The sequence below is a fragment of the Brevundimonas sp. genome, from assembly GCF_047617075.1.
In the GTDB taxonomy this organism is placed as follows: domain Bacteria; phylum Pseudomonadota; class Alphaproteobacteria; order Caulobacterales; family Caulobacteraceae; genus Brevundimonas.
Genome location: NZ_JBLGCI010000002.1, coordinates 43032 through 57194 on the forward strand (window position 1 = coordinate 43032; position 14163 = coordinate 57194).

Below are 14163 nucleotides of genomic sequence, written 5' to 3' on the forward strand. Positions count from 1 at the left end.
TCATCATCATACATCTTACAAATTGGGACTCTGCTCATAACTCGTTTTTCGATCAGCGCACTGAGCGGATCGGCAGGACGCAGAGGGCGGAGCCGAACACGAAAATCACCGCCGCGATGAAGATGGTGGCGTAGTTGCCCCCGAATACGCCCAGCAGGACGGCGGCCATGATCGGACTGATGATCTGGGGGATGTTCACCGCCGTGGTCAGGACGCCCAGGTCCTTGCCTTCATCGCCCTCCTCGGTCTTGGGCAGCACCTGGGTCATCAGCGCCATGTCGATGGACATGAACATGCCGTACCCGACGCCGATCACGCCGGCGTAGATCCACATGCCGGTCATGGTCGGCCACACCAGCGGGGCCACCATGGCGCAACCCATGATCAGGCTGGCGGCGAAGACGAAGGGTTTGCGCCGCTGCACCCGATCCGACCACACCCCCGAGATCAGCGACGACGCCACCAGACAGATCAGGGTCAGGATCGCCATGTTGGCGATGGTGCGGGTCGAACCTTCGTCGGAAAGGCCTATGTAGTCTCGCAGGATGTAAAGCAGATAGGCCGCCACGGCCTGGTAGCCCATGTAGATGGTGAACCGGCCGGCGAAGGCCCAGGCGAAATCCGGATGCTGGCGTGGGTCGATCCAGAAGCCCTTCAGGAAACCCATCCAGGAAAAATGGCGTACCGGGCGATCGTTGGCCGGGGGCTCGCGATTGATGATGACGAAGGCGATGCTGGACGCGGCGATGGCCAGGGCGAAAAGGCTGTAGGCCAGCACCCGGTCGCCCGCCAGATAACCCGCCACCACGGTGCCGGCGGTCAGGCCCGCCGTCATGCCCGCGCCCATGATGCCCGACGCGATGCCCCGGTTCTCCGGCGCGAAGCGGTCCGCGATGACCGTGGTCATGGCCGGCTGCATGGAGTTGTAGGCCACCGTGGCCATGACCCAGAAGACCATCAGCGACCAGAAGGTGGTCATCCACGACACGCCGAACAGGCACAGCGACCCGATCAGGGAGGCGACGGCGATCCACGGCGACCGCCGTCCCCAGCGGGTGCGCGTCCGATCGGACAGGGCGCCGGCGATGGGCGTGGTCAGGGTGGAGAACACTGACGTGACGGCGAACATCAGCGCCAGATTGTTGGCCTTGTTGGCCTGATCGAACTCGGCGATCTGGTCCGGCAGCAGCACCCCCAGAACGCCGCTGTACAGCGCCATCAACAGGAAGAAATTGACCATCAGCGAGATTTGCAGCCGCCAGCGCGCCGCGCCCGCCACATGTTGGTCGGCCTTGTCGTGCGCCAGTTGCTCGATGGTCATGCCTGTCCTCGTGTGTGGCCGGCGTCCAGGCCGTAAACCCGGCGCGCCGTCCCGCTGCGAATGTGTGTCTGGTCTTCCGCCGAGAGCCCGGCGACGGCGATCTCAAAAATCTCCAGCCAGCCATCGTGGCCCCCGGCCAGATCCACAACCGGCCAGTCGGACCCGAACATCAGCCGCTCGGCGCCGAAGCAGGCCAGGGCGTGGTCGATGTAGGGGTGCAGCCTGCCTGGCCGGACCTGGGTCCAGTGGTCCTGCGTCGTCAGTCCCGAGACCTTGGCGAAAACGCCGGGAAGCTCGGCCAGCGCGGCCAGATTCTCGCGCCAGTCGGCGCCGTCCGGGTCGCCGTCATGGGCGGCGATATCCGGCTTGCCCAGATGATCGATCACCACCCGCGCATCGGGCTCGCGCTCGAACAGCGTCCGCAGCACGCCCAGAAGCTCCGGCAACTGGCGGTCGCGCACGCAGACGTCGATGCTCAGTCCCGCCCTGACGGCGAGCGTCAGACCGTCCACATGCTCGGGCTTGGCCATGAACCCGTCAGCCTCGTTCTGGGCGGACCGGCGCACGCCGCGCACCAGCGGGCGCTGGCGCAATGCGGCCAGATGATCCTCGACCGCGTCGCCCTGTTCCAGCGGTGCAAAGGCGACCACGGCGCCGATGGGGACTTCCGGGGCGATCTGGCTGATCCAGTCGGCTTCAATCAGCGCCTGATCCGGCCGACAGTCCGCCTGAACAAATACAGCCTGCTCGACCGTCGCGTTCAGCTGCGCCCATTCCTCCACCCCATGCCGTCCCGCAATGGTCGGGACATGGGACAGCCAGCCGTAATCCAGCCGCCCCGGATCCCACAGGTGCAGGTGCGCATCGATCATGCGGCGGGCGCCTTGTCCCAGCCCCGGTCACGCACAGGCGCCAACGCCGCTTCCGCCGCCGCCAGCGCGGCCGGATCGGGCTTTGCAGCCCAGGCTTCAAGGTTGCGGCGCACATGTTCCGGGCTGGCCATGCCCACGACCGTGGAGGCGATGCCGTGCGCGGAAGCCGCTCTGAACGCAAAGGACAGGGCTGTGGATGAGATGTCCGACCCGGCCTCCCGACAGGCGGCCGCCGCCTTCACAGCCGCCGCCTTCACTTCGGGCAGGCCCGGATGCCAGTCGGGTGGCCCGCGGTCGGTCAGCAGACCCATGCCCAGAGGCGAGGCGTTGAAAACGCTGATCCCCGCTCCGGCCAGTCGCTGCGCAACCGCGCCCAGCCGCTGATCCTGAAGGGTGAAGGTGCAATAGGCCATGACTGTGTCGACCTGCTCGGACGTCGCCACGGACTCCAGCAGCGCCAGATCATATCCCGTGATCCCGACCCGCCCGATGACGCCCTGCGCCTTCAGTTCGCGCAGCAAGGGCAGAGCCTCGTCCAGCAACTGGCCCTGATCCCCGTATTCGATGTCATGGCATTGCAGGACGTCCACATGGTCGACGCCCAGGCGGTTCAGGCTGGCGTCGAATTCCCGCAGCACACGATCGCGCGAGAAGTCCCACGCGTCGTCGCCGTAGCGTCCGACCTTGGTCATCAGCACATAGCGGTCTCGCTGGACGCCGCGCAGGGCATGGCCCAGCGCCGTCTCGGCCCGGGTCTGCCCGTAATAGGGCGCCACATCGATCAGGTTCACCCCGGAGTCCAGGGCGGCGGCTATGGTGGCGTCTGCGTCCGCCTGGCTGACGGGTCGATACACGCCGCCCAGCGAGGCGCCGCCCAGCGCCAACGCGGGGATCGCGGGCCCGTCAGGCCCCAGTCTGGTCGTTTCCATCGCCTGTCCTCGCCGCCGGCTTGAGCCGGTCTTGCACGGTGTTACGCGCGCCTTTCCGGGGCCAGCCTGAGACCGGCCCGTAGCGGCCGCACGTGCGGACCCTCAGGCTTGGTCCAGTCGCCGTTCAGCCGGTTCGCGCGAATGGCCGCCTCGTCCACCTCTATGCCCAGCCCCGGCGAGTCGCCCAGAACCAGGGCGCCCTCCTCGATAACTTGATCAACCGTCAGGCCCAGCGGCATGTCAAAGGACTGGACTTCTATGCTCAGCATGTTGGGCGTGGCGGCGGCGGCGTGGGCGACCGGATTGGCGCTGAAGGCGACCGGCGATACAGGCAGGTTGTGCGCGTGGGCGGCCGCGGCCACGCGCAGGAAATGGGTGATCCCCCAGACGCTGCCGGTCTGAACCACGTCCACCGCGCCCGCTTCGAACAGCGGCGCGAATTGCTCGAGGCCCGTCAGGTTTTCGCCTGTGGCGACCGCCGCCTTCACCGCACGGCTGATGCGCGCGTGCCCCTCGGCGTCCCACCGGCGCAGGGGCTCCTCGATCCATGTGAGGTCCATTTGCCGCTCGATCTCGCTGATGTGGCGGATGGCCTGCTTGAGGCTCCAGGTCTCGTTCACGTCCAGCATCATAGCGGGGCGGGACGTGTTGGCCTTGAGAATTTCCTCCACCAGCTTCAGTCGGCGGATATCGGCGTCGATGTCCCGGCCGCCCTTGATCTTGGCCGAGGTGAAGCCGCGCTGGGCCCACCGGCCGTATTCAGCGGCCAGTTGCTCGTCGTCCAGCCCCATGCACAGCGCCGAGGCATAGCCCGGCACGACGCGATCGCGCGCGCCCAGGGTTCGCCACAGGGGCTCGCCCGCCATCTTGGCCTTCAGATCCCACAGCGCCATGTCCACCGCGGCGATGGCGCCGAAGGTGGCGCCCCCGTGGCCGCTCTTGAAAACGGACGCCAGCATCCTGTCGTACAGGGCCGTCACCGCCCGCGGGTCTTCGTTCTCCACTGCCGGAAAGACCCGCTCGATATCGGCGTGCTGACCCAGGCCGACTCCGGTCAGCCCGCCGTCGGTCTCAAGCAACAGAACAGGTAGGTCGGTCAGTCCGCCGGCCAGAACCCCGTTGGCGTCCCCGATGGGACGGCCCCAGTCGTGAACCGTGGCGAGGCTGCGATAACCCGTGATCTTCATCCAGAAACTCACACTTCCGACAGGGCCGGTGCGCGCCGGACTCTGCAATATCATATGTATGATGACTTATGACACGGAAGTTTTTGGAGCGCCAGTGCCTCTATCCCGGGTTGTGGAATCGCCGCCGGTCCGATCTGGCTCTTGGCTGAATCGTCTGAGGGCATATGATGACAGATGTCAGAGGATTGAGCCGCCAAGTGCGCCAGCCCTGCGCTCGATAGAGGAAACCCGGTCTTGTCCAACGCAGCGCTCAGCGCCCGAGCCCCCCGCAAGCGACCCCGTCTGGCCGAGGCGGTGGTCGAGGATCTCGTCAACGCCATCGTCACCGAGATCCATCCGGTCGGCTCCGCCCTGCCGCCTGAAAACGTGCTGTGCGACATCTACGGGGTCAGCCGAACCGTCGTGCGCGAAGCGACCACGGCGCTGACCGAGAAGGGCCTGGTGATCTCCCAGCAGGGACGCGGCACCATCATTGAGGACCAGGCCCACTGGAACCTGCTGGATCCCATGGTCCTCGGCGCCCTGTTCCAGCGTGAGGACGGGCTGGCCTATCTGGACAATCTCTCCGAGATTCGCGCCTCCCTGGAGGCGTCCATGGCGGCCAAGGCCGCCCGCAACCTGACCTCCGAACACGCCGAGGCGCTGACACGGCAGATGGAAAAGCTGGCGGGGCTGATCGAGACGCCGGCGGGTTACGTCCATGAGGACGTGAACTTCCACGACATCATCATGTCCATGTCCGGTGACCGCCTGTCCAAGGCCATCATCGACGGCATCCAGGGCAAGGCCCTGAAGACGTTCAGCTACTCTGGGCGGCTGAACGTGGACCATGTGCGCGCCACCCACGAGGCGCATACCCGGATCTATGACGCGATTATGGGGCGGGACGCCGACGCAGCCGGGCGCGCCATGCGCGAGCATATCGAATCCTCCTGGCGCAAACGACGGCCCGAGAGCGCGAAGCGTACCGGCGGCTGACGGCGGCTGCGTCATCGAACGAAAGCCCCGCAGAAGGTTGTCACCCCAGCTCTGACATATAAGATGTCATACAAATATCGGGAGGTGACATGACCAGAGAACTGACGCGGCGGGCAGCGATGGGCGTGGGCCTGGCGGCGGCCACGGCGGCGCTCACGGCCGGGCCGGGCCGGGCCCAGGGCGCCCCTCAGGCTGTGGAACGCTGGGGCGTATTCGAGATCACGCTGACCGGGGCGGCGTCGGGCAATCCCTTCGACGCCAGGGTGAAGGGCGTTTTCACCCAGGGAGGCCGCACCATCGACGCGCCCGGCTTCTACGACGGCGACGGGATCTGGCGCGTGCGGTTCAGCCCGCCGAGCGAAGGCGCATGGACCTGGGCGATCGTCGGCGACGTGCCCGAGCTGGACGGTCGCAGCGGCGGCTTTACGGTCACGGCGCCGGTCGCGGGAAATCATGGCCCCGTCGCCGTGGCGGACACCTTCCACTTCGCCTACGCTGACGGGACGCCCTATCGCCAGCTGGGCACCACCGCCTATGGCTGGACACACCAGGAAGAAGCCCAGCGACGCCGAACCCTGGAGACCTTGGCGGCCTCGCCCTTCAACAAGATCCGCATGCTGGTCTTCCCGAACGGCTCCATTCCGAACGAGCCGCTGTTCCCCTTCGAGAAGAGCGGACCGGCAGAGGCCGACTGGGACTTCACCCGCTTCAACCCCGCCTATTTCCAGCGCCTGGATCAGCAGGTGGCGGCCTTGATGGCCCTCGGCGTTCAGGCCGACGTCATCCTGTTCCATCCCTATGACGAGGACCGGTGGGGATTCGACCGCATGCCGGCCGGGATTGATGACCGCTATGTCCGCTATGTGGTCGCGCGTCTGGCCGCGTACCGGAACGTCTGGTGGTCCATGGCCAACGAGTTCGACCTGCTCGAAAGCAAGACCGACGCCGACTGGGACCGCATGTTCCAGCTGGTGCAGGGCGCGGACCCGCACGGTCGGCTGCGGTCCATCCACAACTGGCGGCGCATCTATGACCAGTCGCACCCCTGGGTGACCCACGCCTCGATCCAGAATGGCTCGGCGGTGGTGGATGACGCGCGGGCGGTGATCTACCGCGACGTCTGGTACAAGCCGGTGGTGTTCGACGAGGTCCGCTATGAGGGGACCATGGAGGATCGCTGGGGCAATCTGAGCGGTCAGGAGATGACTCGCGCCTTCTGGGAGGGCCTGATCGCCGGGACCTATGTGGGGCACAGCGAAACCACGCCCAATTCCGACGAGGGCTTCTGGCTGGGCATCGGCGGGACGCTGGTGGGCGAGAGCCCGGCGCGGCTGGCCTTCTTCAAGGATGTGATGGATGCGGCGCCGGCGCCCGGCTACGAGCCCATCGACAAGTGGTGGGAGCAGCATCTGGGCGGCAAGCTGGGCCAGCTGTACCTGCGCTACTTCGGCGAGGATGCGCCGATGGAATGGGCCGTCGATCTGCCGCGCGATGAACTGGAAGGCGGCGAGCGGTTCGAGGTGGACGTCATCGACACCTGGAACATGACCATCGACACCCTGCCGGGCGTCTTCACCATGGCGCGCAAGAACCGCTACTTCTTCCACGACCCTGCCCGGCCCACGGTCAGCCTGCCCGGGCGGCCGTGGATGGCGGTCAGGGTCCGGCGCATCTAGGTCTGGCGACACAAGCTCTGAACTCGCGTCGGGTTGAGGCGGCGTAGATGACGGCGAGCCGCAGCCCGGTCTTCGGCCACGCATATCGGACGAGCACCGGTTCCAAATCCGCGATCACGCGACCAGGCCAGAGCCGATGGCGAGCCAATCGCGCGTCAATGGGTCACCTGACCCCGACGCCGCCGTCGGCCGGTCCGCGGTTTTGAACCGCTATGGCGCGCCCGAAAGGATTCGAACCTCTGACCCCCAGATTCGTAGTCTGGTGCTCTATCCAGCTGAGCTACGGGCGCGCATGGCGGTGGAACCGCGAAGGGCCGGACACCTAGCCGCGTCGGGGCGATGATGCAAGTCCGATTTGCGCCGAAGGGCCATGAAGGCGATCGCGCGGTTTTCAGGGGGGCCGTTCCGCCCTAGGGAATGGATATGACGCTGTCTTCTCCCCTTCGCCGCCGCGCGGCGCGCATTCTGACGCCGATCCTGTCCTCGGCCCTGATCCTGGCGGCCTGCGGCGGGCCCATGCGGCTGTCGGCCGGGCCCGACACGGTGAGCCCCCTTGCAGCGCCTGAACCGGCGGCGCGCGGCCCTATCGTCAGCGTGGCCAACCCGCTGGCGGCGGAGGCGGGCATGGCGGTGCTGCGGAGCGGCGGCTCGGCGGTGGACGCGGCCGTGGCCATCCAGGCTGTACTGGGACTGGTGGAGCCGCAAAGCTCTGGCCTGGGGGGCGGCGCCTTCCTGATGCACTATGACGCGGCAACCGGCGCGGTCACGGCCTTCGACGGCCGCGAGACGGCGCCGTCGGCGGCCACGCCGGCGTTGTTCTATGAAAACGGCGAGCCGCTGGGTTTTCGCGAGGCGGTGCTGAGCGGCCGCTCCACCGGCGCGCCGGGCGCGGTGGCCATGCTGGGCATGGCCCACGAGCGGCACGGGCGGCTGGACTGGTCCACCCTGTTCGGGGACGCGGAGCGCCTGGCGTCCGAAGGCTTCGAGATCAGCCCCCGTCTGGCCGGCATGATCGCGTCATCGGCCCCCCAGGCCTCCACCGACTGGGCGCGGGCCTATTTCACCGGCGCGGACGGCGAACGGCTGGCGGCGGGCGACGTGCTGCGCAACCCCGCCTATGCCGCCACGGTGCGGGCCCTGGCGGCGGAAGGGCCCCGGGCCCTGTATCGGGGCGACATCGCCCGGGAGATCATCGAGACCGTGCGCGCGGGCGAGCGGCCCGGCGCCCTCAGCCAAGACGATCTGGCCGCCTACCAGCCGGTGGCGCGCGAGCCCGTCTGTCGGGAGTGGCGGCTGTATGTGGTCTGTGTGCCGCCGCCGCCGTCCAGCGGGGTGGCGGTCTTGCAGCTGCTGGCCATGGCCGAGCATCTCCCGGCGGTGGACGCAGGCCCGGCCGACCCGGACGCCTGGCTCGCCTTCGCCCAGCTGCAGCGCCTGATGTACGCGGACCGCGACCAGTACGTGGGCGACGCGGACTTCGTGGAGGTTCCGGTGGCCGGCCTGCTGGACCCGGCCTATGTGGCCGGGCGCGCGGGCATGGCCGCCACCCTGGACGGCGCCGCCGAACCCGGCCTGCCGCCGGGGTTCCGGCCCCGCGGCGCCGACGCCACCGCCGAGCCCGCCGGCACGTCCCACTTCGTGGTGGTGGACGCCGAAGGAAACGCGGTCAGCATGACCACCACGGTGGAGAGTATCTTCGGGTCGGGCCGCATGGCGGCGGGCTTCTTCCTGAACAACCAGCTGACCGACTTCTCCTTCCGCCCCACAGACGACGCGGGGCGTCCCGTCGCCAACGCGGTGGCGGCGAACAAGCGCCCGCGCTCGTCCATGACGCCCGTCATCATTCTGGATCGCCAGGGCCGTTTCGTGGGGGCGGTGGGATCGCCGGGGGGAACCTCCATCCTGGCCTATGTGGCCAAGGCCCTGGTCGGAACCCTGGCCTGGGACCTGTCCATGCAGGACGCCATCAACCTGCCCAATCTGGTGGCGCGGGGGGGCGGCTTCGGCGCGGACACCGAGATGTTCAGCCCGGAGCTGCGCGCCCGGCTGGAGGCCGCGGGCGTGACGCTGAGGCCCAATGCATCAGAGAATTCCGGCCTTCACGGCGTGCTCTGGCGCGACGGCCGCTGGGACGCCGGCGCCGACCCGCGCCGCGAAGGCGTGGTGCGCGACGAATCCACCGCGAGCCGGTGAGGTCATCATCCATGATCCTCCCATCGTCAGGCCGGGGATGAAGCGATGACGGCGCCGCTCGACCCAGCGATCATCGCGCCGTTCCTGATGGCCATGGTGCTGGTGGAGCTGACTCCCGGGCCGAACATGGGCTGGCTGGCGCTGGTCAGCCTGTCGCGAGGACGCACGGCCGGGATGGCGGCGGTGGCGGGGATCACCGTGGGGCTGGCCGCGTGGCTGGCGGCGGCGCTGCTGGGCCTGACCAGTTTCGTGCTGACCTATCCGGCGGTGCACGAAGTGATCCGGTGGGCCGGCGTCGCGTTCCTGCTGTGGCTGGGGTGGGAGGCGTGGCGGGGCGACGGGACCGCCGACCGCGACGCGCCCGAGGCCACCCGCCGGGCCCTGTTCCTGCGCGGCATGGTGGGCAATCTGCTGAATCCCAAGGCGGCGGTGTTCTATGTGGCCCTGCTGCCCACCTTCATCCGGCCCGGCTATGCGGCGCCCCTGACCCAGGCCCTGATCCTGGGCGGGCTGCACCTGATGATCGCTGTCTTTGTGCATTCGCTGGTGGTGTTCAGCGCGGCGGGCGCCGGGCGCGGCCTGACCGAGCGGATGCAGGGGCCGCGCGCCCGGGCGGCCATGGCGGCGGGGCTGGTGCTGATCGCCGTGTGGATGGCGTGGCAGACGCAGCGCTGAGCGCGTGGACAGGGCGGGCGGCGCCGGTCTAGCCTGCGGGATCAGTCGGGAAATCCAGTCATGAGCCTCAGCCTTTCGCGCCGCGCGGCGCTGTCCCTCTCCACCGCCGCGGCGGGCGCCGCCGTCCTGCCGCGCCGCAGTTGGGCCCGGGACGCGGCGCGGGATCAGGCGCTGGCCGATGCGGTGGACGCATACGTCACCCGCAGCATGGCCGCCTTCCCGGACCAGCCGGGGCTGGGCGTCGCCCTGGTGCGCGGCGGCGAGACGGTGCTGGCCAAGGGTTATGGCGTGCGCCGTCAGGACCAGCCGGCCAGCCGCGTGGACGAGACCACCCTGTTCGCCGTGGCGTCCAACACCAAGGCGATGACGGCCGCCTCGCTGGGCATGCTGGTGGACGAGGAGCGGGTGCAGTGGGACGCGCCGGTGCGCACCTATCTGCCCGACTTTCGCCTGTCGGACCCCTTCATCACCGAGCGCATCACCGTGCGCGATCTGCTCAGCCACCGGGCGGGCTTCGGCCTGGGCGCCGGGGACCTGCTGTTCTGGCCCAACAGCGACCGGACCCGGGCCGAGATCATGGCCGCCATCCCGAACGTGCCCATCGAGCATGGCTTCCGGGCCGGGTACCACTACTGCAACCTGATGTTCGTGGCGGCGGGGGAGGTGATCGCGGCGGTCTCTGGCATGCCCTGGGAGGACTTCGTCCAGACCCGGGTGCTGACCCCGCTGGGCATGGCCGACACGGTTCCCCTGACCAGCCGGGCGGACCCGGCGCGCTCGGCCCTGCCCCACGGCCGCATCGGACCGCCCCTGCGCTATCAGGGGGAGATGACCCTGCTGGAGGACAGCATCGTCGGCATCTGGAACTGGGATTCCGCAGGCGCCGCCGGGGGCTTCGCCGCCTCGCCGCGCGACTGGGCCCAATGGATGAAGACCCAGCTGGCCTCGGGCGTGGCGCCGGACGGAACGCGCCTGTGGTCGGAAGCGGTCGCCCGCGAGATGTGGCGGCCCAACGTCATCTCCGGCTCCTCGCCGGGGCCGACGGCGGAACTGCCCGGCCGCTCCATCGCCTCGACCTATGCGATGGGCTGGAGCGTGGCGGATTACCGGGGCGAGCGCATGGTGACCCACGGCGGCGGCTCGCCCGGCGGCATCTCGGCCACGGTGCTGATCCCCGGCCGCGATACGGGCTTCGCCGTCTTCTCCAACGCCGAGGAAAGCTATCTGCTGCGGGCCCTGCGCAGCGGCATCGCCGACATCGTGATGGCCGAGGACCGGGATTTCTCGGCCTTCGACTGGATCGCGGACGGCCAGAGGCTGCTGGCCGAGTCCACCGAACGCTCCCTGACCGCCGCCGCCGAAATCGACGCGAAACAGGCCGCCGGCGCCGCGCCGTCCCTGCCGCTGTCGGCCTATGCGGGAACCTGGCGCGACCCGTGGTACGGCGACATCGTCATCAGCCAGCGCGACGGCGGCCTGTGGCTGGACTTCACCCGGTCCAACGCCCTGAAGGGCCCGCTGGAGCCCTACGACGGCGAGACCTTCCGCACCCGCTTCCCGGACCGGCGCGAGGAGGATGCGTTCGTGATGTTTGAGATGGCGGACGGCGTTCCGGTCAGCGCGACCCTCAAGGGCGTCTCGCCGGACATCGACTTCTCGTACGACTATCAGGACCTGCGGCTGACGCGGGTTTAGGTCGTGCGCTCATGAATGAAGCTGGAGCTGCGATCAGCAGACTCTCGGATCGCCGCAACAGGTGGGGAGCGGCCATGCGGTTCGACCGAAATGAAGACCTTCGGCGCGATCAAGCCGCCCGGTCGGAAAGCGGGAATGCGAGCGATGCTATCGCTCAGGTGCGCTTCACCGGATGGCTAGAGCAACCCAGATCATTCAGAATTACTTCCAGAACTTTTCGGCGCGCTCCAGTAAACATACGAAGAAATTATAGCCAAAATTCCAAAGAAAAGTCCCCATAGCTTCAGCGAGATCATCGCAGGCCCAAGCAATTCAAACAAAATCGGGCGCGAGTTAAATATATTGCTCAATAAAGATGGAAAAACATTGATCGTCAATAAAAACAGCAGCATTCCCAATGAATAGAATGCCACCTTAGCCATCAACTTCCCGTAAGTAATGACGTCCTTCATTAGCAGCCCCGTCCTCGCCGCGTGCGGCTCTGTCATCTGGCCGTTCTAGAGCGAACCCTTGGAGTCTGCGAGGTTCCGCTACCCCCCGAAGCACCACGCCAGCACCGCCTTCTGGGCGTGGATGCGGTTCTCGGCCTCGTCCCAGACGACGGACTGGGGGCCGTCCAGAACGGCGTCGGAGACTTCCTCGCCCCGGTGGGCGGGCAGGCAGTGCAGGAACACCGCGTCCGGCGCCGCCTGTTTCATCAGGGCCGCGTCGACGCCGTAGGCCTCGAAGGCGGCCAGCCGCTCCTCATAGTCCTGATCGCCCATGGAGACCCAGGTGTCGGTGACCACCACATCGGCGCCGGCCACGGCCTCGCGCGGGTCCGAGGTCAGGTGCACATGGGCGCCGCCGCGCTGCAGGTCGTGCAGGTCGGGGTGGTAGTCGGACGGGCAGGCCACGTTCAGCTGGAACCCGAACTTCGGCGCCGCGTGGATGAAGCTGGCGCAGACATTGTTGCCGTCGCCCACCCAGGCGATGGTCTTGCCCGACACCGGGCCGCGATGCTCCTCGATGGTCATCAGGTCGGCCAGGATCTGGCACGGGTGCGAGCGGTCGGTCAGGGCGTTGACCACGGGGATGGTCGAGACCCGGGCGAAGCGCTCCACGTCCTCGTGGTCGTTGGCGCGTATCATCACCGCGTCCACCATGCGCGACAGCACCCGCGCGGTGTCCTCGATGGGCTCGCCCCGGCCCAGCTGCATGTCCGCCGCATTGGCGATGATGGCGTCGCCGCCCAGCTGGCGGATGGCGGCGTCGAAGCTGAACCGTGTGCGGGTGGAGTTCTTCTCGAAGATCATGGCCAGTACCCGGTCCTTCGCGGGCGCATCGGCGTCCACGCGCCCCTTGGGCCAGCCCTTGCGGGCCGTCTTGCGGGCGTGGGCGTCGTCCAGAATGGCGCGCAGGGTCTCTGCGTCCAGCCGGTGGATGTCGAGGAAGTGGCGGACCATGGCGGCTCCGATCAGGCCGCCAACGTTTCGCGGGCGGCCTCGCAGGTCTTTTCGAACTTCTCGACGGCCTCGCGGGCCTCGTCGAGGGTGAGGTTGAGGGGCGGCAGCAGGCGCACGCAGTTGTCGCCGCCGCCGGCCACCAGCAGGTGCTGGCCGTCGCGGGCCCAGCCCATGAACTCGCGGTTGTTGGGGACCAGCTTGACGCCGATCAGCAGGCCGCGTCCGCGCACGTCCACGATGATGTCGGGGAAGCGCTCCTTCAGCCCATGCAGCTGCTGGGTCAGATAGCCGGAAATCTCGGCCACATTGGCGAGGGTCTCCGGCTTGGCGATCTCGTCCAGCGCCGCGTAGCCCACGGCCATGGCCAGCGGATTGCCGCCGAAGGTGGTGCCGTGCACCCCCGCCACCATCCCCTTGGCCGCCTCGGTGGTGGCCAGGCAGGCGCCGATGGGGAAGCCGCCGCCCAGGGCCTTGGCGATGGCCATGATGTCCGGGGTGATGCCGGCCCATTCGTGGGCCCACAGCTTGCCGGTGCGGCCCATGCCGGCCTGAACCTCGTCGAGGATCAGCAGCACGCCGGCGTCGTCGCACCACTGGCGGATCTGGCGCAGGTCGGCGTCGGGGAAGGCGCGCGCGCCGCCCTCGCCCTGCACCGGCTCGAGGATGACGGCGGCGGCGGTGGGGCTGTCGATGGCGGCCTTGACGGCCACCATGTCGCCGAAGGTCACTTGCACATAGCCGGGCAGGCGCGGGCCGAAGCCCTCCACATAGGACGGGTTGCCCGCCGCATTGATGGCCGCATAGGTCCGGCCGTGGAACGAGCCGTCAAAGCCGATGATGTCGATGCGGTCGGTGTTTCCGTTGGCGTAGTGATAGCGGCGCGCGGTCTTGATGGCCGCTTCCACCGCCTCGGTTCCCGAATTGGCGAAGAACACCACGTCGGCGAAGCTCTCGGCAACCAGACGGTCGGCCAGCGCCTCCTGCCCCGGAATGCGGAAGATGTTGGAGGTGTGCCACAGCTTGTCGGCCTGGTCCTTCAGCGCCTGCACCAGACGGGGGTGCCGGTGGCCGAGGGAATTGGTGGCGATGCCCGCCACGCAGTCCAGATAGACCGTGCCGTCCTTCGCATACAGCCGGGCGCCCTCGCCGCGCTCCACCTCTACGGGTGCGCGATTGTAGACTCCCATGAGAT

At 68.2% G+C, this 14163-nt stretch carries 12 protein-coding genes and 1 tRNA gene; 5 read left to right on the forward strand and 8 right to left on the reverse strand.

Annotation, left to right across the window (positions count from 1 at the left end; translation table 11 throughout):
- Positions 1 to 52: 52 nt before the first annotated feature.
- The 4 genes from ACI8U3_RS02145 to ACI8U3_RS02160 are packed head-to-tail and all read right to left on the reverse strand — an operon-like array spanning position 53 to position 4309.
- A complete protein-coding gene (locus ACI8U3_RS02145) occupies positions 53 to 1321 on the reverse strand; it encodes an MFS transporter (RefSeq protein WP_415013222.1) in 1269 nt (422 codons plus the stop codon).
- On the reverse strand, positions 1318 to 2193 hold the full coding sequence (locus ACI8U3_RS02150; protein WP_415013223.1) for an amidohydrolase family protein: 876 nt from the start codon (positions 2191 to 2193) through the stop codon (positions 1318 to 1320). The genes ACI8U3_RS02145 and ACI8U3_RS02150 overlap by 4 nt, the downstream gene beginning before the upstream one ends.
- Positions 2190 to 3122 carry an aldo/keto reductase gene (locus tag ACI8U3_RS02155; protein WP_415013224.1) on the reverse strand — a complete coding sequence of 311 codons (933 nt, stop codon included), beginning with the start codon at positions 3120 to 3122 and terminating at the stop codon, positions 2190 to 2192. The genes ACI8U3_RS02150 and ACI8U3_RS02155 overlap by 4 nt, the downstream gene beginning before the upstream one ends.
- A gap of 41 nt (positions 3123 to 3163) precedes the next feature.
- Positions 3164 to 4309 (reverse strand): mandelate racemase/muconate lactonizing enzyme family protein, encoded by a 1146-nt coding sequence (locus ACI8U3_RS02160; RefSeq protein WP_415013225.1) that lies wholly within the window; start codon positions 4307 to 4309, stop codon positions 3164 to 3166.
- Between the two features lie 234 nt (positions 4310 to 4543).
- Here ACI8U3_RS02160 and ACI8U3_RS02165 point away from each other — a divergent pair, with 234 nt between their 5' ends.
- Complete coding sequence (locus ACI8U3_RS02165) at positions 4544 to 5287, forward strand: FadR/GntR family transcriptional regulator (RefSeq protein WP_415013226.1); 744 nt, start codon at positions 4544 to 4546, stop codon at positions 5285 to 5287.
- A gap of 89 nt (positions 5288 to 5376) precedes the next feature.
- Positions 5377 to 6963: a DUF5605 domain-containing protein gene (locus ACI8U3_RS02170; RefSeq protein WP_415013227.1), complete on the forward strand. Its 1587-nt coding sequence runs from the start codon at positions 5377 to 5379 to the stop codon at positions 6961 to 6963.
- A gap of 213 nt (positions 6964 to 7176) precedes the next feature.
- On the opposite strand, the gene ACI8U3_RS02175 is transcribed toward ACI8U3_RS02170, so the two are convergent.
- Positions 7177 to 7253: transfer RNA gene (locus tag ACI8U3_RS02175), tRNA-Arg, on the reverse strand.
- A gap of 133 nt (positions 7254 to 7386) precedes the next feature.
- Between ACI8U3_RS02175 and ACI8U3_RS02180 the strand changes: the two genes are divergently transcribed.
- The 3 genes from ACI8U3_RS02180 to ACI8U3_RS02190 are packed head-to-tail and all read left to right on the forward strand — an operon-like array spanning position 7387 to position 11526.
- Entirely contained in the window at positions 7387 to 9156 is a 1770-nt protein-coding gene (locus ACI8U3_RS02180) for a gamma-glutamyltransferase family protein (protein ID WP_415013228.1), read from the forward strand.
- Positions 9157 to 9201: 45 nt separating this feature from the next.
- A complete protein-coding gene (locus ACI8U3_RS02185; RefSeq protein ID WP_415013229.1) occupies positions 9202 to 9831 on the forward strand; it encodes a LysE family translocator in 630 nt (209 codons plus the stop codon).
- A 60-nt stretch (positions 9832 to 9891) separates the two neighbouring features.
- Entirely contained in the window at positions 9892 to 11526 is a 1635-nt protein-coding gene (locus ACI8U3_RS02190) for a serine hydrolase (RefSeq protein ID WP_415013230.1), read from the forward strand.
- 191 nt (positions 11527 to 11717) lie between these two features.
- Here ACI8U3_RS02190 and ACI8U3_RS02195 read toward each other — a convergent pair whose 3' ends face one another.
- The 3 genes from ACI8U3_RS02195 to ACI8U3_RS02205 form a co-directional block, all read right to left on the reverse strand.
- The gene (locus ACI8U3_RS02195) at positions 11718 to 11978 is read right to left on the reverse strand and encodes a hypothetical protein (RefSeq protein ID WP_415013231.1); all 261 of its coding nucleotides are present in this window, start codon (positions 11976 to 11978) and stop codon (positions 11718 to 11720) included.
- Between the two features lie 78 nt (positions 11979 to 12056).
- A complete protein-coding gene (argF, locus tag ACI8U3_RS02200; RefSeq protein WP_415013232.1) occupies positions 12057 to 12971 on the reverse strand; it encodes an ornithine carbamoyltransferase in 915 nt (304 codons plus the stop codon).
- 11 nt (positions 12972 to 12982) lie between these two features.
- A complete protein-coding gene (locus tag ACI8U3_RS02205; RefSeq protein ID WP_415013476.1) occupies positions 12983 to 14158 on the reverse strand; it encodes an aspartate aminotransferase family protein in 1176 nt (391 codons plus the stop codon).
- Positions 14159 to 14163 lie beyond the last annotated feature (5 nt).

Excerpts from the sequence above, each read along its gene's own strand:
- ACI8U3_RS02195 (WP_415013231.1), bottom strand. The coding sequence starts at position 11,978 with ATGAAGGACGTCATTACTTACGGGAAGTTGATGGCTAAGGTGGCATTC.
- ACI8U3_RS02160 (WP_415013225.1), bottom strand. The coding sequence starts at position 4,309 with ATGAAGATCACGGGTTATCGCAGCCTCGCCACGGTTCACGACTGGGGC.
- ACI8U3_RS02155 (WP_415013224.1), bottom strand. The coding sequence starts at position 3,122 with ATGGAAACGACCAGACTGGGGCCTGACGGGCCCGCGATCCCCGCGTTG.
- ACI8U3_RS02150 (WP_415013223.1), bottom strand. The coding sequence starts at position 2,193 with ATGATCGATGCGCACCTGCACCTGTGGGATCCGGGGCGGCTGGATTAC.
- ACI8U3_RS02180 (WP_415013228.1), top strand. The coding sequence starts at position 7,387 with ATGACGCTGTCTTCTCCCCTTCGCCGCCGCGCGGCGCGCATTCTGACG.
- ACI8U3_RS02145 (WP_415013222.1), bottom strand. The coding sequence starts at position 1,321 with ATGACCATCGAGCAACTGGCGCACGACAAGGCCGACCAACATGTGGCG.
- ACI8U3_RS02205 (WP_415013476.1), bottom strand. The coding sequence starts at position 14,158 with ATGGGAGTCTACAATCGCGCACCCGTAGAGGTGGAGCGCGGCGAGGGC.
- ACI8U3_RS02185 (WP_415013229.1), top strand. The coding sequence starts at position 9,202 with ATGACGGCGCCGCTCGACCCAGCGATCATCGCGCCGTTCCTGATGGCC.
- argF (WP_415013232.1), bottom strand. The coding sequence starts at position 12,971 with ATGGTCCGCCACTTCCTCGACATCCACCGGCTGGACGCAGAGACCCTG.
- ACI8U3_RS02190 (WP_415013230.1), top strand. The coding sequence starts at position 9,892 with ATGAGCCTCAGCCTTTCGCGCCGCGCGGCGCTGTCCCTCTCCACCGCC.
- ACI8U3_RS02170 (WP_415013227.1), top strand. The coding sequence starts at position 5,377 with ATGACCAGAGAACTGACGCGGCGGGCAGCGATGGGCGTGGGCCTGGCG.